This window comes from Providencia sp. PROV150, assembly GCF_028481025.1.
GTDB lineage: Bacteria > Pseudomonadota > Gammaproteobacteria > Enterobacterales > Enterobacteriaceae > Providencia > Providencia hangzhouensis.
The window spans coordinates 46,900-64,613 of record NZ_JAMPPJ010000029.1; the positions used below are offsets into that span (position 1 = coordinate 46,900).

A 17,714-nucleotide genomic window follows, 5' to 3' on the forward strand; every position below is an offset into this window, starting at 1 on the left:
GAAACTCCTTTTCTAAATAGTTAACCTTGTTGCTCATCGAGAGCTGGCTGCGATAAGTGTGTAACCTCACCGGCTGTTTCAACTATCCAACCATTCGCAAGCCATGGGCTATTTTGGTAATCAACACGAGATAACGAACAGTTACGTAAACGTAGACGGCGTTCTGAATAGGCAGGAACCCCCATAATACGGCTAATTAACGTACTTAGCGCAATACCATGGCTAACAATCAGTGGGCGGCTACCTTCAGGCAAATCTAAACAGCTATTTAGTGCTGCAAACATACGTGTATAGAGCTCCTCCATTGATTCACCCTCTGGAATTCGTCCTCCACGAGTCCCATCAATTAAGCTTTTGCGCCACTGTTCTTCCTCTGGCGTTAACGACTCTATTGCTCTTTGTTCAAGAACGCCCATATTTAGTTCACGTAGACGCGGTTCTGTGGTAATTTCACACTCGCATACACTTGCAATTATTTGTGCAGTTTCCAGTGTGCGTCCCATATCACTAGTGATAATATGGGTGATACCTTCTGACTTTATCCTCTCAGCCACCTGCCTTGCTTGCAGTCGTCCAGTGGCGGTCAGAGGGCTATTGGATTGTCCCTGGATGCGACGAGCTAAATTCCATTCAGTTTCGCCATGGCGAACAAGATAAACCTGTAACATAGATGTGTTCCGTTATTACTTTTCGAAGTATGTGTTCAAAGGAAAATAATTAATGTACCAAGTTATAGCTGCAACGACTAATCCTGCCAAAATTAAAGCGATTCATCTTGCTTTCGATGCTGTTTTTGGGGCTGGCAGTTATCAAATTGAAGATATTAATGTCGATAGCAGTGTTCCACAGCAACCTATCGGTAATAATGAAACCCGTACTGGGGCTAGACAGCGCGTTATGGCCTCTAGGCAAGTTCGCCCCGAAGCGGATTTTTGGGTTGGTATTGAAGCAGGTATCGAAGACGATATGACATTTGCTTGGATAGTGATTGAGCATAAGCAAATACGCGGCGAATCTCGCTCTGCCAGTATTATGATCCCAGAAAAAATTCTGGCGGGTATTCGTGAAGGCCGCGAACTCGGTGATGAAATGGCCTTTTTAACAGGCATCGATAATATCAAACAACAAGGTGGTGCCATTGGTTTTTTCACTGATGGGGTATTAACTCGCACTAGTGTTTACCAACAAGCCTTGATATTGGCTTTAGTTCCCATTAAGCATGAAATTTATAAAGAGCTAAACCAAGTAGAAGATTAATTATACTTAAAATAATTAAAATTGCATGTGCGATTAAATACCACTCTTTTCACACTAAAGTATGGGAAACCATACTTTTTTTATGCCTATTTATCTAAAATATAAATACCCTTTATATTCTAAATAGCTCGGATTGTGGGAAAAAAGCGGCAAGAGAGCAGCAGCATACACAAGTATGTGACTAGGGCAAATGAGAGAAGCCAACACCCCTACAATTGAAATACAATAAATACCAATACGCTAAATAGTTTGGGTTGTGGCTAGGCGGCAAGTGAGGTTATCCCGATGAGCATACACAAGTATGCGATTCGGGTAACCGAATGCAGCCAACAACGCCACAGCGCAAAATATGACGCATATTTATATGCTAAATAGTTCGGATTGTAGGTAGGCGGCAAGCGAATAAGACCCTAGGAGCATACACAAGTATGTGACTAGGGCAAATGAGTGAAGCCAACACCCCTACAATTTGAAATATGACGCATATTTTAGAGAAGTTGCTGCTCTAACCACTCCTTCACAGAAATAGGAGCTGACTTTAAGCTATTCGAACCCCGAGTAATAGTTGCTATTCCCACTCCTAGCTCATTTTTCAGCTCTCTTTGGCTCATTTCACCGCGCATCAGCTCTTGCACAATTTTAACGCGAGTCGCTAACGCTGTACGCTCATCTGGCGTGAGTAATAACTGAAGAACTGGCAGATGAATATCTTGTTCAAATGCCAATTGTAATAAATTCACAAAGCGCAGCCAGTCAGCGTTCTCATCGGCAGTCAGCGCCGGGTCATGTTGTTGATTTGCTGTCATCGTTTATCCACCCATACTATTTAACTAGTACAAATAATAACACACTCTTATTAGAAATCATCAACCAAACGCTTTTCAAGCTTCAACAATACAAAAAATAACCAAATTTCATTTAGTTACTGCGTTAATACGCTAAATAGTTTGAGTTGTGACTAGGCGACCAGCGAGGATAGCTCGGGGAGCATACACCTGTATGCAACTAAAGCTAACATACGAAGCCCCTATAAATCGAAATATAAAAATATGAATACTCAAAATAGTTCGGATTGTAGGTAGGCGGCAAGTGATGCTAAGCCCTAGGAGCATACACAAGTATGTGACTAGGGTTAGCAAACGTAGCCAACACCCCTACAATTCGAAATATGAAGAGTATTTTTAGTATTTCATATTCCATTCATTCGAAAGCAACACCTTACTATTCTTCTGCCCCATAAAATGTCGATAAAATAAATCATACGATAGAACATTTTTCACATAACCGCGGGTTTCTGAGAACGGGATGCTTTCAACAAATGCGACTGCATCAATACGCCCACCACTGTTACCTAACCAACGAGTCACACGGGATGGGCCTGCATTATAAGCCGCACTGGCTAAAATACGGTTATTACCAAATTGCTGATAAACATCTTCCAGATACGCCGTCCCTAGTTCAATATTGGTCGTAGGATTGGTCAACTGGCTCGCATTCACATAATTAATACCTTGCTTTTGTGCGGTATGTTTTGCTGTCGCTGGCATCAACTGCATCAAACCTGTCGCACCAACGGGCGAGCGAGCTTGTGGGTTCCATGCACTTTCTTGGCGAGCAATGGCCATTGCATAGCTTTTTTGAATATCTTTCGACTTGGTATATAAATTGAATTCTTTATCCCATGCTAATGGGAAACGTTCTTCTAGGTGATCCCAAAGTTTAGCTGTGATAGTCGCTTGAACACTGAGGTCAGCCCATTTATTATCAAACGCATAACGAGCCAATTGCTCTTGCTGGTTTGCTGGCAGCGATGCCACTAAACTCACCCATTCAGAACGAGCGAGGTTGTCTAGTTCCCAATACATTAACTCTCTAACCCGCTGAACTTCTGGGAGTTTATTAATGCTTGAGTCTGGCTTAACGGCCGATTTAACATATACAGGGTAATCAATTTCTAAGACTTGTGCTGCGACCATTGGGTAGAAGCCACGCTTTTCCGTTAATTGGCGAAGTAATGCCTCTCCTTCCGCTTTTTTTCCTGCTTCAATTAGCGTGATAGCCTGCCAATATTGCCACTCTTCTTTATTTTTAACTTCCGCTGGCAAGCGTTTTAACCATGACGCGACACCGGTTTTATCACCAGCTCCCAACGCTAAACGAACACGACGCTCTTTCAATGACGATGAATTGCTTTCTTGAATGGTCTCATCACGCCATTGGGCCTGTTCAGGGGTCACATCACCCATATATTGCCAAGCAATACTGTCTTTAAGTAACTGCTTTTCTGCCATATTCATTTTTTGTGCAGAACTTATGCTATTAAGTACTGTACGAGCCGCATCAGGAGATTGACGCGCATAACGGCTAAAGGCCGCGATGGTGGCTTGGCGAGTAAAATCCGTTGGCGTCATCGTTTTAGCGAATGTCACGACTGAAGCAGGGTCATTTTGTAATTTCACTAGCGCATCACCAATCGTTTTATAACTGGTTGGTAAGCGTTTTGCTAAATAACTAGCAATCGATGTATTGCCCTCTTTTATGGCTAAATTAATACGTTCAAGGGTCATCTCAGGGGTTAAATAACCCGCTTTTTCCCATTCGTTAAATAATTTATCACAAGCACTCGGCATTGAACGGCCATTTAACCAAGCTTTTTCTGCCCCTTGCCAAGCAACTTGTTTATTTCCCACAGCCCAATTAGCAAAATAAAAATTACATTGGGCTTCGGCAGGTTTTGGCGCCTCAGGGCTAAATTCAAGCAACGATTTCCACTCTTGGCGGCGAGCTAGTTCGTTGACAAAGCGTGTTTTGAGATTTTTAGCGACAGGCAAGGTTGGGTAGGTATTAATAAACTCCTGAACTTGGCGCGGCGAGATGATATCTAAGTCTTGAGTTAACTCACGATAAGCGAGATAAGGGTAAAGTGGATAATCATGCAAGGTCGGCAGCAAGCGCTCGACTTCATCCATTTTATTGGCATCCCATGCAACCTTAATTGCCTGATAACGCTCCCGTTGTGCCTGTAAGGAATCCGCCCATACTGCGCTGGAAACCAGCAACATTGTCACAGGTACTGCCGCTAACCAACCTTTCATATTCACTCGCTCCATCGCTAAACTAAAGTCAAAATACAGGAAAGACCTTAACCTATATATACCCCAAATAATTCGAGTTGCAGGCAAGCGACAAGCGAAGATAGACAGGGAGCATAGATAAACTATGCGACTCGGCTAGCTGAGCGTAGTCACTTATACCTCAACGAAAAGCGCTGCGACTTGAAGGATTATGGGTATATTAAACATATATCAATAATGTTAATGCTACCGAAAGTTTTTATTTAGTAACAGCAGAGAGTTCTTGAATTTTTCGACTTTACAGTCTTTTACGTACCATTCAGTCCATGAATGACTTAAAACCTTCCCTCCGCGGAAACAAAGGTTTAATGGCGGGGCGTTTTTCCAAAGAAGCTTGCCAAAGTTCATACTGGGCTTGCATCTCAACCCACATTTCAGCACTGGTTCCGAGTGCCATTTCTAATCGTATCGCCATATCTGCCGAAATACCGCTATTACCGTTGAGAATACGCGAGAGAGTTGTACGTGTTACCTCCAATGCTTTTGCAGCTTCAGTGACTGAAATACCCTCTAAATATTCACGTAAAACGATACCCGGATGTACTGGATTATGCATTTTGCTCATTATGTTCACCTTACTTAATGATAATCTTGATAATCAACGAGAATGGCATCTTCACCCTCAAATTTAAATGTGAGTCGCCAGTTTCCATTCACTGATATTGCCCAATGATGCTGCAAATCTCCCCGTTTTAATTGATGGAGATTCCAACTTGGTGCAGACATATCTTGTGGTTTTTTAGCAACATTGAGCGCAGTCAGTTGTACCCGTAACTTTGTTATGTGCTTCGATTGAATACCAGACGTAATGCCCATTTTAAAAAAGTGTTCAATTCCTTTATGTTTAAAACTTTTTATCATGGCCAACTCCTTGTATAGCATATAGACACACTATACACCCACAAATTGATAATAGAAAGTCATCAAGCTTGTATCACTGAGAGGGATGGATGATCTTCTGATGTTCAGGTATAGTTCTAGAAAATTATATAGCTGTTTATTAAATGCTTTTCAGCCTAAGCTTGTTAAAGCAAAAATAGACTAAAAAACTAAAATTCCCTTTACAAATCAAAAGGTAAATAAATTGGCTCAATACGTCTACAGTATGTATCGGGTTGGAAAAATTGTTCCACCGAAACGTCATATTTTAAAAAATATCTCTCTGAGCTTCTTTCCGGGGGCTAAGATCGGTGTTTTAGGTCTTAACGGTGCCGGTAAATCAACGTTACTGCGTATTATGGCGGGTATTGATACCGATATCGAAGGTGAAGCACGTCCACAACCGGGTCTGAAAATCGGCTATCTTCCGCAAGAACCGAAGCTAAACCTTGAGCACACCGTACGCGAAGCTGTTGAAGAAGCGGTTAGCGAAGTGAAAAATGCATTAACACGCTTAGACGAAGTTTATGCAGCTTACGCGGAAGAAGGGGCAGATTTCGATAAACTCGCGAAAGAGCAAGGCGAGTTAGAAGCCATTATTTCCGCACAAGATGGTCATAATTTAGACAACCAATTAGAGCGAGCGGCGGATGCACTGCGCCTGCCAGCTTGGGATGCTAAAATTGAAAACCTTTCTGGGGGTGAACGTCGTCGTGTCGCCATTTGCCGCTTACTACTCGAAAAACCCGATATGTTGCTGCTCGATGAGCCAACCAACCACTTGGATGCCGAGTCTGTTGCCTGGTTAGAGCGTTTCTTACACGACTACGAAGGTACTGTTGTGGCTATCACGCATGACCGTTACTTCTTAGATAACGTCGCGGGTTGGATCCTTGAACTTGACCGTGGTGAAGGTATTCCTTGGGAAGGTAACTACTCTTCTTGGCTTGAGCAAAAAGATGAACGTTTGGCGCAAGAAGCCTCCACAGAAGCCGCTCGTCGTAAATCTATCGAGAAAGAGCTTGAGTGGATCCGCCAAAATCCAAAAGGCCGTCAGGCTAAAGGTAAGGCGCGTTTGGCTCGCTTTGAAGAGCTCAATAGCGTTGAATATCAAAAACGTAATGAAACCAGCGAGCTATTTATTCCACCTGGGCCGCGTTTAGGGGATAAAGTTATCGAGGTTGAAAACCTAAGTAAATCTTATGGTGATCGCGTTCTGATTGATAACCTGAATTTCTCAATCCCGAAAGGGGCAATTGTGGGAATTATCGGCCCTAACGGTGCAGGTAAATCAACGCTGTTCCGTATGATTTCAGGCCAAGAGCAACCGGACTCCGGCTCAATCACGTTAGGTGATACCGTGAAAATTGCCTCTGTTGACCAGTTCCGAGATGCGATGGACGACAGCAAAACTGTCTGGGAAGAAATTTCTAACGGCCAAGACATCATGCGTATTGGTAACTTTGAAATTCCAAGCCGCGCTTATGTGGGTCGCTTTAACTTTAAAGGCGTTGACCAAGGTAAACGTGTGGGTGAGTTATCTGGTGGTGAACGTGGCCGTTTACACTTAGCCAAACTACTGCAAGTGGGCGGTAACGTCCTGTTACTCGATGAACCAACCAACGACCTCGACGTTGAAACTTTACGTGCGCTGGAAAACGCCCTGTTAGAGTTCCCAGGCTGTGCCATGGTTATTTCCCATGACCGTTGGTTCCTTGACCGTATTGCAACCCATATTATTGATTACCAAGACGAAGGTAATATTACGTTCTTCGAAGGTAACTTCTCTGAATATGAAGATTACAAAAAACGGACGTTAGGCGCGGAAGCGTTGCAGCCACATCGGATGAAGTATAAGCGTATGACCAAATAAATATTCTTCATTCTTCGGATTGCAGGGGTGTTGGCTTCATTTACTAACCCTAGTCACATACTGGTGTATGCTCCTAGGGCTTAGTTTCATTCGCCGCCTACCTGCAATTCGAATTATTTTGAATATTATTATTTGTAGCTTGATCTCAGATCTTATAAGAAATCGTTCTGACTTGCAGAGCAATATCATAGAAACAGCGGCATCATTAGATGCCGTTTTTTATTGTGAGGCTTTATAAGTCATCCAACATCAGTAACTGCTGAACAAGGGTGACACACTCTAAGAAGCGTGCGTCATAATCAGAGGATTCTACACGCACAAATTCAATATTGTTTTTCTTGAGCATTTCAATGAGCAAACCTTGGAAAGCTTTCCGGTCTTTATCACTCCCCAAGCTTCTCAAACCATCAGCGACCCAAGGGGTGTTATTCTCTAAAACTATGACTAAATCGAATCGGTATTCGTCTATCAATGCCTGAACAAATGGGTGTTCTTTACCTTCATAGCGCAAACAAAAGGCTTGAGTCGTGACAAAGTCGGTATCAATAAATGCGACTTTATTAGCATATTTCACTGCAAAATCAATATATTGAGCGTGTCCCAAGGCGATTTTGTCGTAGTCAGAATATTGCAATGCCATCTCATCACCACCTAAGTGGCTAAACACATAGTCACGGCCATATTCCCATGCACTGGATGTATTGAAAATATTCGCTAACTTATTGACTAATGTGGATTTACCACTTGACTCGCCCCCAAGAATAGCGACTTTACGCACAAAAAAGGGTTTCACTTCAGTTGGAATATATTCCCAATAACGAAATGGCGCTTGGCGAATTTGGTTACCACTGATATTCATAAACGTGCGCTCAGGGTCAATCAAGATGGTTTCGATACCTAAGTATTTTTTATACCGCGGCACGTCATTCACTTCCCCTGAATAGATAAAACTTGGATTAATATTATGCTTTTTCAAAAAGCCTTTCATTCCATCACTCCACACTTCCCAACCGTGTGGATATGGCTCTATGCCATTTTCATCAAATGAGTGAATATGAATATTCTTTTGATATTTAAAAGTTTGTAATAACCAGCGTAAACGGTCGCTTACTGTGGGTTGTTGAGACATAGAACTGTTAACAAACAAGTCTTTATCACGGGGTTCATCATGGCAGAGAATGACGTGGAGCTCATCGACTTGGCTACATGCCCGTTGAATCAAATAAATATGCCCAGTATGTAATGGATAAAATTTGCCAAACACCACGCCAATCGTTTTTTGCTGAATAGGGTACTCAAGGCCTAGAAAACGATGCAATGCCGCGATTTTTTGTGCGCTGGGGCTTTTAATTTTGTCGTTAATCAACTGGCTGAGATAGCCTTTGGTCATATCTGTCGCATCCGCAACTTGCTGGAGCGTGTAACCCGCTCGTTTGATTGCGTTTTTAAGATAGTCAAATTCAGCCATGTATTTTCCTTTTACCCTAGATTAAAAGCTTATAGTTCATCCAAAATACTTAATGCGTCCGCTAACTTTTTCACGCCATACACTTTCATATCTGGCGGTGATTTCTTTGGCATATTCGCATGGGGCACAATAGCACGCTTAAAACCATGTTTTGCTGCTTCAGAGATACGTTCCTGACCACTTGGAACTGGGCGAATTTCCCCTGCAAGCCCCACTTCACCAAAGACCACCAGATCTCTAGGTAATGGGCGGTCGCGAAAACTCGAAACCAAAGAAAGTAACAGTGCTAAATCCGCACTGGTTTCAGTCACTTTTACCCCACCCACGACGTTGACAAAAACGTCTTGGTCTGACATTTGCAAGCCACCATGACGGTGTAATACTGCCAATAAAATGGCCAAACGGTTTTGTTCAAGCCCGACCGCAACACGCCGTGGGTTAGACATCATCGAATGGTCTACTAGCGCTTGGATCTCCACCAGCAGCGGTCTTGTCCCTTCCCATACTACCATCACGGAGCTACCCGAGGTAATTTCATCACCACGACTTAGAAAAATTGCAGAAGGATTACTGACTTCTTTAAGCCCTTGTTCTGTCATGGCAAACACGCCTAACTCATTGACTGCCCCAAAGCGGTTTTTATGGCTACGTAAGGTACGAAAGCGATTATCCGCATCACCATCTAGCATGATAGAACAGTCAATGCAGTGTTCGAGGACTTTAGGTCCAGCTAATGAGCCATCTTTAGTGACGTGACCAACCATAATAATGGCAACGCCACGGGTTTTCGCAAAACGGGTAAGATAAGCCGCGGTTTCCCTGACTTGTGCCACGCTGCCCGGAGAGGATTGAATATCTGCCATATGCATCACTTGGATGGAGTCAATCACCATCAGTTTGGGCTGTTCTTGCTCCGCTGTTAAACAAATTTGCTCAATACTGGTTTCTGACAGCATATTGAGTGAGTCAGTCGGTAGCCCTAAACGGTGCGCTCGCATCGCAACTTGTTGAAGTGACTCTTCCCCTGTCACATATAAGGTTTTCATTTCACGGGACAACAAACACATGGTTTGCAGCAATAAGGTACTCTTACCCGCTCCCGGGTTACCTCCAATTAGGATAGCACTGCCCGGTACGACTCCCCCGCCAAGTACGCGGTCAAACTCTTTAAACCCTGTAGTAAAACGGGGGAGTTCCTCAAGGCTAATTTCAGACAGTTTCTGAACTTTACTTACCCCAGCCGCATTCCCTGCATACCCCGTTAAGCGGTCATTACGCGATGAAGAGCTTGCAGAGGCCAGACGCACTTCTGTAATAGTATTCCATGCATGACAAGCACTACACTGCCCTTGCCAACGCGGATAATCCGCCCCGCAATCATTACAGACAAACGCCCTTTTAACCCCTTTTGCCACAGCAAACTCCTCTTAAAATTATTCTGTATTACAACCGACGAACCACAGCACTCAAAATGATCTTAAAATTTTGAATACTAATTTGGCTTAATATTCAAAATGGATGGTGTTGTAGCAAGGCGGCAAGTAAAGCTAAGCCCTAGGAGCATACACCAGTATGTGACTAGGGTTAGCGAGCGCGGCCAACACAGCTACAGCGCAATCCATGACGAATATTAGCGTTCTTCGTGTTTGAGGCCCCCACTCAACACACACATCACCCCCATCAGATCTGCATGACGAATCGCAACCTTCGCCCTTGCATACACCTTTGGTTTCGCATGATACGCAATACCCAGCCCTGCTTTACGGATCATTTTCAGGTCATTTGCCCCGTCACCGATGGCAACAGTTTGCTCAATGGGAATTTCCAGTTTTTCCGCCAGTTTGATCAAGGTTTGCGCTTTATATTTAGCATCTACAATTGGGCCTTTGACTTTGCCTGTTAACTTACCGTTTTTCACTTCTAGCTGGTTAGCAACTGCAGCCACCAATTTTAGCCGTTGACGTAAATTATCCGCAAAGAAAGTAAAACCGCCGGAGGCTATCGCAATGTGCCAATTCATCGCTTGTAACTTACGCACAAGGTTCGTTAAGCCCGGCATTAAAGGCAATGTTTCCATCACCTGGTCAAGAATAGCGACGTCGGCACCTTCAAGTAAGCTAACGCGTGCTCGTAAACTTTCCGTAAAATCGAGTTCCCCTAGCATGGCTCGCTCGGTCACTTCAGCAACCTGCTCTCCAACCCCTGCTAAGCGAGCAATTTCATCGATACATTCAATTTGAATCGCTGTCGAGTCCATATCCATCAGTAATAGGCCCGGTGAACGCAAACGTGGAATTTGCCCTAATGGCACGACATCTAATAAACATTCGTCAGCGAGTTTTTTAATTCGAGGTGTAATACTCCCAGCGATTCTGACCACTTGGTAGTCATCAATACGCCACGAAGAGACAATTACGATAGCGATCCCTAATCGCTGTTGGAAATTACTGATACGCGCTTTATCTAAGCCGCGGCCATATAATAACCACCCACTGTCCCCAGCACGATAATCCAATGGCATCACTTCTTCACCACTTAATGACAATGGCAACCCTGGCCATTTTTGGATTTCGTCGGGTAGATAACAATAGGTCAAGCTCGTTGACATGAAAATTAGCTCCTGTAATCGATATACTCGTCATACTTCAAGTTGTCTGGTTGTTGACTACGCTCAGCTAGCCGAATCACATACTTATGTATGCTCATCGGACTATCTTCGTTTGTCGCCTACATACAACTCGAATTATTTAGAGTGTAACTTTTTTATAATGATAAGTTGCGAGCAGCCGAACGAAGCCACTATACTAAATTTTAAGGCTTTGTGACCTTATGTATTTACTGTTAAAACTGAAGATAACCCCATATTCGCTAAAGTATAACGGCATCTTTATACTCAAAATAAGTCGAGAGCACCAATAAAGCAATGAAACTTACCTTTAGGCTCCACAAAACAGTCATTATCGTTATCTGCGTTGCGTTGGTAACTTTACTTATGCATGGTATTTCTTATTTAGGAAATAGCCAAAACCAAGGCAGAATTGAGCAATTTAAACAATTGACTTATGTTCTTGCTGAGCAAGTTGCTTTCAGCTTATCTGATTATATTGTTCCCGGCAGTAAAGATTTTAATTTAGAGCGAATTAATGCCAATTTAAATAACGTGGTGAAAGATAGGTATATTTTAGATGCCAGTATCTATACTGCCAGTGGCACACTGGTCACTCAAGTCGGTGAGCCGACAACGGTGAAAGAACGGCTGGCCATCGATGACAACTCCTCACTACAAAACTTTCAATACCAGCTTGTCGTTCCCATCCAAGGCACAAAAGAGCCGAAAGGCTATTTGCGTTTAACCATTGATACGGAGCTCCTTGCCGCTGAAATTCAACAAGCGGATAACAGCACCAATGTATTACGAATTTTTATTCTACTTGCCTTATGTATTGGCTTCGTTTTAGCAAATACATTACTGCGTTTAAAGAAAAAGAAAGGCCACAAGCAAGCCCCTCCGCTCGTCGTTAATACAGAGGAAAATCAAGATGATAATGGAGATGACGACAGTAATGAAGATGGCAAGCAAGAGAGCAAAGGAACGCCAGCCGCTAAGCCAGCGCGTTTAAAACGAAAAAAAGAACCTCGTCCTTATCGCCCTAAGCGACCGACCCCAAAAAACAGACCAAATTCACCTGATAAATAGCCCTAAAAAGGGCTATTGAGTTGAATTTAAATAGACGTTGTATCGAATACGATTGGCGCAATAAACTCGACCCGGCCATCGACTAGCAATGTCTCTGGCGGGGTAGGAAAAGGCGCAGCACGTGAAATTGTCGCCAACGCTTCTTTATCCAATATTTTCGTACCGGATGAATTCAATAAGCTGGCGGCAATCACTTCACCCCGACTATCCAAAACCACTTTTATATGAGAGACCCCAGTTGAGCGGTAACGCAACGCTGCACGTGGATAGCGTTTGGTCTTGGCTATCCGCTGATGAACCTCACTTTGCCAGCCTTGGTGCCCACTCACTGCCGCAGACGCATTACTGGAGAAATTCGCACTGCTACTGGATTCACTCCCTGATGCAGGAGCGGAAGTCACCATCGATTCCTGCGTAGTTACAGGGGCTTCGTCGATGACTTTTTTCTCTTGTGGAATTTTCTTTTTCGGTGGTCGTTTTTTCTCACTGACTTTCGTCAATGTGCCATTATCTACAATCGCAGTTTCAGGTAATTTATCCACCTTTTCAATGACTTCAGGTAATGATTCCTCACGTGTCGTCATTTGTTGTTTAGGGGCATGATTGATTTCAGGCTCAGCCTGCTGTTCAAGCTGATAAACACCCAGCTGCAACGAGATTGCTGGTGGTAATACCCCGGTCTTAGGAATTGAAGAGGTAAACCATCCAATAAAAATGATTGCCAGTGTTCCATGGAAAAGACAACTTAAAACCAAACCGCCTAGTGGACGGAAAATCGGGCGCTCTAACTGACCCGTCATACTGCTCATATTCTGCCTCACGACTTTATTTTTTGCAGATTATAGGCATAATACAAACAAAAATGATATTCATTATTATTAGTAAAAACACAATTATTAAAATAAATTATTGATTTAAATAATAAAGTAATCTGAGCAGATTATTAATCAGCACAACTGTGCTCTTTTATGACATTAACACCAGTAAAATGACTATTGATAAATCTCTTGCCCGTAAAATTAGCGGTGCGTATCAGTCAACATATAGCCAACTTGTGCGCTTTTTCCGCAGTCGGCTAGATAACAGCAACGATGCTGATGATTTATCACAGGATGTGTTTACACTATGGCTAAACCGTAAAGAACAAACGCCTGTAAAAGAGAGCCGCGCTTATCTGTTTAAAATTGCGAATCATGTTTTGATTGACCATTGGCGACGTAACCAACGCCAAACTAAATCAGAGACATCCATTGATGACATTACTCATGAGCCACATTTTGAACAGAGCCAAGCTGATCCCAGTGAAATCTTGGAACATCAGCAACGGATCCAACGGCTGAGCGAAGCACTTGAAACGTTACCCCCCCGTCGACGAGAAGCATTTTTGCTGTATCGTTTTGATGGCTTATCTCAAAGCGAGATTGCTGAGCGAATGGAAATTTCAATCAGTATGGTGGAAAAACATATTGCAGCAGCACTTGTTCACTGTAAAAAACACCTTGATAATCAGGGCAATAATTCGTAATGACACACGACTCTTTGCAAACATCAGATGATGAAAGCCGCATTGATGAAGAAGCCGCGCTGTGGTTTACCCGCATGCATAGCCAACGCATTAGTGCTCTTGAAACTGAGCAATTCAAACAATGGGTTGCAGCATCACCTGAACATGCAAAAGCGTATGATGCCATTGCTGAGCTATGGCGCGATTTTGATGATATGCCGCGCCCTGCTAGCACAATACTTCCGAAGGAAAAACGCCCTTTTTTTCGCTTATGGCGCCCTTTGGGCAACACTTTAGCGGCATTTTTTATTGCAGCTATTTTGTTTTTGCCTTACAGCCACTTGCCTGCGATGTTACTCAATAATATGACCTTAGTAGCAACGGATACGCCTAAAGAAGTCACATTACCCGATGGTTCTCAGCTGTTTCTTAACCGCAATACCCGTATTCATGTCGCCTATGAAACTCCAGTGCGTAATCTGTACCTAGAACAGGGAAATGTTTACTTTAAAGTCAAATCCAACCCTTATCGGCCTTTTATTGTTCAAGCTGATAACCGGCGTATTCAAGTGGTAGGAACCGAATTTGAAGTTAACAAAGTGGCTCAGCAAGTTGCTGTGAATGTCAGCCAAGGCATTGTCAGCTTTGAAGATGCCGCAAGCAAACAACCCGTTTTCCTACTTGCTGGTGACAGTGCAGTCAGTCAATCGCCGAACAGCCCAATCGCTCGCCAACACATCAACCCGCTAGATGTGGCTCGTTGGCGTTTTGGTGAATTTGTTTTTGTTGATAAACCACTTTCAGAAGTCCTCGACGAACTTAAAAACTATTCATCGATAAATATTGAGCTTTCTCCCGCTCAATTAGCGAAGAGTAAAATCTCAGGTCGCATCAATACCCATCAGCCAGAACAGTTTTTTCAAGCCCTTCCTTCATTACTTCCGGTACAAGTCGTCTATCGAGATAAAAATAACGTATTGATTATTCAAAATAAAAAAAATAAATAAAAAATATTTTCATTTGCAGGTGAGGATAATTCTCATTTCACCCTCTTCTTAACTAGTCATCATTTTGCTGACCTATTTTCGCACGCTTTTTGTGCAGCTTAAGAATAAGGGATAACCATGTCTATTCAGTTTACTCAAAGCCGATTAAGGCCGCTCGCCCTTGCTATTGCAGTGAGTAGCGCCATTGTTTGTCAAACTGCCTTCGCGCAAGAAATGAATTTTTCATTACCAGAACAATCACTGGCTGCCTCAGTGGCTGAAATTAGCCGCCAAGGTCAAATTCAATTGATTTATGATAAAGGTCAGTTAAATGGCTTACGCGCACCTGCCTTGTCTGGTAACTACTCCGCACAAACCGCATTACAAAAAATACTCATCGGTAGCGGCTTAGAGTTAGTCAATGAAAATGGTGTTTTCGTTATTCGTCAGCAAAATTTAAGCCAAGGCACATTGGTATTACCGGAAACTCAAGTCTCTGGCGTTGTTCAGAATCACCCCGCAACAGATGTTATGTCAGCACCGCAATATGTGACGTCTGAAGAGATTAGCCAGAAAAATACCGGTGATGGCAATATCACCGATTTAATGAAAACTAACCCTGCTGTCCAATTTGCTAACAATGACAGTAACTCGATGAACCAAGGGGAAATTAAGCCTTCCCGCATCTCAATCCACGGCTCAAGCAGCTATCAAAATGCTTATCGCCTTGATGGTGTTAGTTTTAATAATGATTTTGACCCCGCAGACAGTGGTCTCGGTGAAACAGCGACCCGTCTGAGCAGTAGCGACCAAGGGATCTACATCGATAGCCGTCTGATCGACAGCATGACAGTGTATGACAATAACATTCCTGTCGAATTTGGTGGGTTTACAGGGGGAACCGTTGAAGTCAATAGCCGTCGCTGGCAAGGGGAAAATAGCGCCCATGCCTATTACCGCTTAACTCGCTCCGGTTGGAACAACTTGTTCCATGACTCCACACAAGGTATTGATACCACAAAAAATGATACCGCCAACCCTGCTCGCTTTCAAAACCGCTACGATAAAAATGACTTTGGTGGCTGGTTTGAATTAGGGGTGAGTGAAAATTCAGGGCTCGTATTCTCGGCCTCACGTCGTAGCTCGACTATCCCGATGACAGTGACGGGTGGCGAAGCATTTGTACTGGAAAACAACCAAATCGAACCTATTTTTTCTGATTCAGGTAAAAAAAATCAGCGCCGTACCTCAGATAATTACTTTTTAAAATATTCACTGGATTTATCGGATAAAAGTTCATTAGATTTATCTGCTAACTACGCCTCTTACGATAGCCGCTTATTTTCTTCGTCCGTCAGCAACTCGGGTTATGATTCAACCCATGATGGATTAGGTTTTACCGCTGTATTTAAACATCAGCTGGATTTAGGCCAATTTGAAATCACTGCTAATACTCAAGACTTAAAAGATAACCGTAGCAACGACCAAAAATACTCACTAACCGTTAGAGCGATTGAGTTTGATGAGGATTGGAATTACCTCGGCATGACAGAACGTAATAGTGGTGGCCTTGGTGATTTAGAATCGAAACAGAAAAGTCATGGTCTAAAAACAGTGATGAGATTTAATTCTCTCGAAGATAGCTTAGGGATAACTCATCAACCAACGTTAGGGGCCGAAATAAACTATACCAAAGGGACGTATGTCCGTGATCATGATTATCTCCGCTACACCTATTCAGGTAATCTAATCAAAGATGATTATAATGGTAGTCTGACAAATATTAACCGATTTAAAAAAGGGTCATATTCCGCAGACTACACTAACTATGCAATTTTCTTGGATGATAACATCCAGTATGGCAATTTAACGCTACGACCAGGTATTCGTCTTGATCGTGATGATTTTGTAAACCGCACTAATATCGCACCACGTTTATCCGGTAACTATGATGTATTCGGTAATGGTAAAACGCAAATTATAGCAGGTGCGAACCGCTACTATGGCCGCTCCATGCTGACTTATGCACTGTACGGTGCGCAAAATGGCGGAATGCAAAATTGTAATGGTAGTGAATGGGATCCTTGCTCCCTAATATTAGAGAATAACAATTGGGATAATCAAAAAGATTACGAAGGGATCGATTCACTAAAAACGCCATATAATGATGAGCTTACTGTTGCTCTGCAACAAGAAATCCTTTCAACCACATGGCGTCTACAATACGTACACCGTGAAGGTTACGATGAAGTTCGAACTCGTACCAAATATGATACTCGTGATGCCGATAAACGCAGTATTCGTATGTATGACAATGGCGGCCGTAGCTCACACGACACCGTAACCCTATCCGTTAATAACAGCCAACCTTGGGAGTGGGCAGAAGCTTCCCATGTAATGACAGCATCACTCACATGGCAGCAAAGTGAAAGTAATACGCCAAAAGATTCTGGCTATAACTCATTCGATCCAGCCAATAAAGTTAACCTCAACAAAGTTTGGTATGACGGCAAAATTATTGACGCATCAAAGTTGCCTTCAACTAGCTTTAACTCCCCGTTCAAATTTAACTTAGAACTGACCAGTGTTTGGGACGATTATGATCTAACTTGGTATAACCGCCTGCAATGGTGGGGAGCCCGAGACCAAGCGGTTCGCTACGACAATGCCTACGCAGTCGACCCTGAGTATGGACAAGTTCGTAAGTACACCAAGCAACATTTCTCCAGTAAATATACGTGGGATACCCGTCTTGGCTGGAAGCCTGAATTTGCTCACGGTTTTGGCTTCTCCGTCGAAGTGAACAATATTCTTAACAATAAAAATGTTGCTGACCGCTTCGTATTTGAAGATCGCGTATTGAAATCTTACGATCCGGGCCGTCAGTTCTGGTTACAAGTCAATTACGACCTGTAA

Annotated in this window: 15 protein-coding genes; 6 read left to right on the forward strand and 9 right to left on the reverse strand. The window is 43.1% G+C overall.

The features are described from left to right. Window positions 1–20: 20 nt before the first annotated feature. Window positions 21–668 (reverse strand): 2,3-diphosphoglycerate-dependent phosphoglycerate mutase GpmB, encoded by a 648-nt coding sequence (gene gpmB, locus PSE83_RS17895; protein ID WP_094961917.1) that lies wholly within the window; start codon window positions 666–668, stop codon window positions 21–23. Between the two features lie 52 nt (window positions 669–720). Between gpmB and yjjX the strand changes: the two genes are divergently transcribed. Next, a complete protein-coding gene (gene yjjX / locus PSE83_RS17900; protein ID WP_004914743.1) occupies window positions 721–1,257 on the forward strand; it encodes an inosine/xanthosine triphosphatase in 537 nt (178 codons plus the stop codon). A gap of 488 nt (window positions 1,258–1,745) precedes the next feature. On the opposite strand, the gene trpR is transcribed toward yjjX, so the two are convergent. The 4 genes from trpR to PSE83_RS17920 all read right to left on the reverse strand — a co-directional run bounded on the left by trpR (window position 1,746) and on the right by PSE83_RS17920 (window position 5,252). Beyond that, complete coding sequence (trpR, locus tag PSE83_RS17905) at window positions 1,746–2,063, reverse strand: trp operon repressor (protein WP_004905694.1); 318 nt, start codon at window positions 2,061–2,063, stop codon at window positions 1,746–1,748. 375 nt (window positions 2,064–2,438) lie between these two features. Beyond that, window positions 2,439–4,352, reverse strand: coding sequence for a murein transglycosylase (sltY, locus tag PSE83_RS17910; RefSeq protein ID WP_036958563.1), 1,914 nt, complete (start codon window positions 4,350–4,352; stop codon window positions 2,439–2,441). A gap of 298 nt (window positions 4,353–4,650) precedes the next feature. Further along, window positions 4,651–4,956 carry a HigA family addiction module antitoxin gene (locus tag PSE83_RS17915; protein WP_004905696.1) on the reverse strand — a complete coding sequence of 102 codons (306 nt, stop codon included), beginning with the start codon at window positions 4,954–4,956 and terminating at the stop codon, window positions 4,651–4,653. A gap of 14 nt (window positions 4,957–4,970) precedes the next feature. After that, entirely contained in the window at window positions 4,971–5,252 is a 282-nt protein-coding gene (locus PSE83_RS17920) for a type II toxin-antitoxin system RelE/ParE family toxin (RefSeq protein WP_004905698.1), read from the reverse strand. 223 nt (window positions 5,253–5,475) lie between these two features. Between PSE83_RS17920 and ettA the strand changes: the two genes are divergently transcribed. Then, window positions 5,476–7,143 (forward strand): energy-dependent translational throttle protein EttA, encoded by a 1,668-nt coding sequence (ettA, locus tag PSE83_RS17925; RefSeq protein WP_004914750.1) that lies wholly within the window; start codon window positions 5,476–5,478, stop codon window positions 7,141–7,143. Between the two features lie 232 nt (window positions 7,144–7,375). On the opposite strand, the gene nadR is transcribed toward ettA, so the two are convergent. The 3 genes from nadR to serB form a co-directional block, all read right to left on the reverse strand. Beyond that, the gene (nadR, locus tag PSE83_RS17930; protein WP_004905702.1) at window positions 7,376–8,611 is read right to left on the reverse strand and encodes a multifunctional transcriptional regulator/nicotinamide-nucleotide adenylyltransferase/ribosylnicotinamide kinase NadR; all 1,236 of its coding nucleotides are present in this window, start codon (window positions 8,609–8,611) and stop codon (window positions 7,376–7,378) included. Window positions 8,612–8,640: 29 nt separating this feature from the next. Beyond that, a complete protein-coding gene (gene radA, locus PSE83_RS17935; protein WP_004905704.1) occupies window positions 8,641–10,026 on the reverse strand; it encodes a DNA repair protein RadA in 1,386 nt (461 codons plus the stop codon). Window positions 10,027–10,241: 215 nt separating this feature from the next. Continuing rightward, complete coding sequence (gene serB, locus PSE83_RS17940; protein WP_004905708.1) at window positions 10,242–11,219, reverse strand: phosphoserine phosphatase; 978 nt, start codon at window positions 11,217–11,219, stop codon at window positions 10,242–10,244. Window positions 11,220–11,534: 315 nt separating this feature from the next. Here serB and PSE83_RS17945 point away from each other — a divergent pair, with 315 nt between their 5' ends. Beyond that, window positions 11,535–12,308, forward strand: a complete 774-nt coding sequence (locus tag PSE83_RS17945) for an AhpA/YtjB family protein (RefSeq protein WP_110592437.1) — start codon at window positions 11,535–11,537, stop codon at window positions 12,306–12,308. Between the two features lie 26 nt (window positions 12,309–12,334). Here PSE83_RS17945 and PSE83_RS17950 read toward each other — a convergent pair whose 3' ends face one another. Then, a complete protein-coding gene (locus PSE83_RS17950; protein WP_211889486.1) occupies window positions 12,335–13,117 on the reverse strand; it encodes an energy transducer TonB in 783 nt (260 codons plus the stop codon). A 179-nt stretch (window positions 13,118–13,296) separates the two neighbouring features. On the opposite strand from PSE83_RS17950, the gene PSE83_RS17955 reads away from it, so the two are divergent. From PSE83_RS17955 to PSE83_RS17965, 3 genes are all read left to right on the forward strand, one after another. Further along, entirely contained in the window at window positions 13,297–13,833 is a 537-nt protein-coding gene (locus tag PSE83_RS17955) for an RNA polymerase sigma factor (RefSeq protein ID WP_042851667.1), read from the forward strand. Next, complete coding sequence (locus PSE83_RS17960) at window positions 13,833–14,819, forward strand: FecR family protein (RefSeq protein WP_109911844.1); 987 nt, start codon at window positions 13,833–13,835, stop codon at window positions 14,817–14,819. The genes PSE83_RS17955 and PSE83_RS17960 overlap by 1 nt, the downstream gene beginning before the upstream one ends. A 117-nt stretch (window positions 14,820–14,936) precedes the next feature. Further along, on the forward strand, window positions 14,937–17,714 hold the full coding sequence (locus PSE83_RS17965) for a secretin and TonB N-terminal domain-containing protein (RefSeq protein ID WP_272661010.1): 2,778 nt from the start codon (window positions 14,937–14,939) through the stop codon (window positions 17,712–17,714).

What these genes read in the sequence shown, in the direction of transcription:
- gpmB (WP_094961917.1), bottom strand. Translation starts at nt 668, where the DNA reads ATGTTACAGGTTTATCTTGTTCGCCATGGCGAAACTGAATGGAATTTA.
- yjjX (WP_004914743.1), top strand. Translation starts at nt 721, where the DNA reads ATGTACCAAGTTATAGCTGCAACGACTAATCCTGCCAAAATTAAAGCG.
- trpR (WP_004905694.1), bottom strand. Translation starts at nt 2,063, where the DNA reads ATGACAGCAAATCAACAACATGACCCGGCGCTGACTGCCGATGAGAAC.
- sltY (WP_036958563.1), bottom strand. Translation starts at nt 4,352, where the DNA reads ATGAAAGGTTGGTTAGCGGCAGTACCTGTGACAATGTTGCTGGTTTCC.
- PSE83_RS17915 (WP_004905696.1), bottom strand. Translation starts at nt 4,956, where the DNA reads ATGAGCAAAATGCATAATCCAGTACATCCGGGTATCGTTTTACGTGAA.
- PSE83_RS17920 (WP_004905698.1), bottom strand. Translation starts at nt 5,252, where the DNA reads ATGATAAAAAGTTTTAAACATAAAGGAATTGAACACTTTTTTAAAATG.
- nadR (WP_004905702.1), bottom strand. Translation starts at nt 8,611, where the DNA reads ATGGCTGAATTTGACTATCTTAAAAACGCAATCAAACGAGCGGGTTAC.
- serB (WP_004905708.1), bottom strand. Translation starts at nt 11,219, where the DNA reads ATGTCAACGAGCTTGACCTATTGTTATCTACCCGACGAAATCCAAAAA.
- PSE83_RS17945 (WP_110592437.1), top strand. Translation starts at nt 11,535, where the DNA reads ATGAAACTTACCTTTAGGCTCCACAAAACAGTCATTATCGTTATCTGC.
- PSE83_RS17950 (WP_211889486.1), bottom strand. Translation starts at nt 13,117, where the DNA reads ATGAGCAGTATGACGGGTCAGTTAGAGCGCCCGATTTTCCGTCCACTA.
- PSE83_RS17955 (WP_042851667.1), top strand. Translation starts at nt 13,297, where the DNA reads ATGACTATTGATAAATCTCTTGCCCGTAAAATTAGCGGTGCGTATCAG.
- PSE83_RS17960 (WP_109911844.1), top strand. Translation starts at nt 13,833, where the DNA reads ATGACACACGACTCTTTGCAAACATCAGATGATGAAAGCCGCATTGAT.
- PSE83_RS17965 (WP_272661010.1), top strand. Translation starts at nt 14,937, where the DNA reads ATGTCTATTCAGTTTACTCAAAGCCGATTAAGGCCGCTCGCCCTTGCT.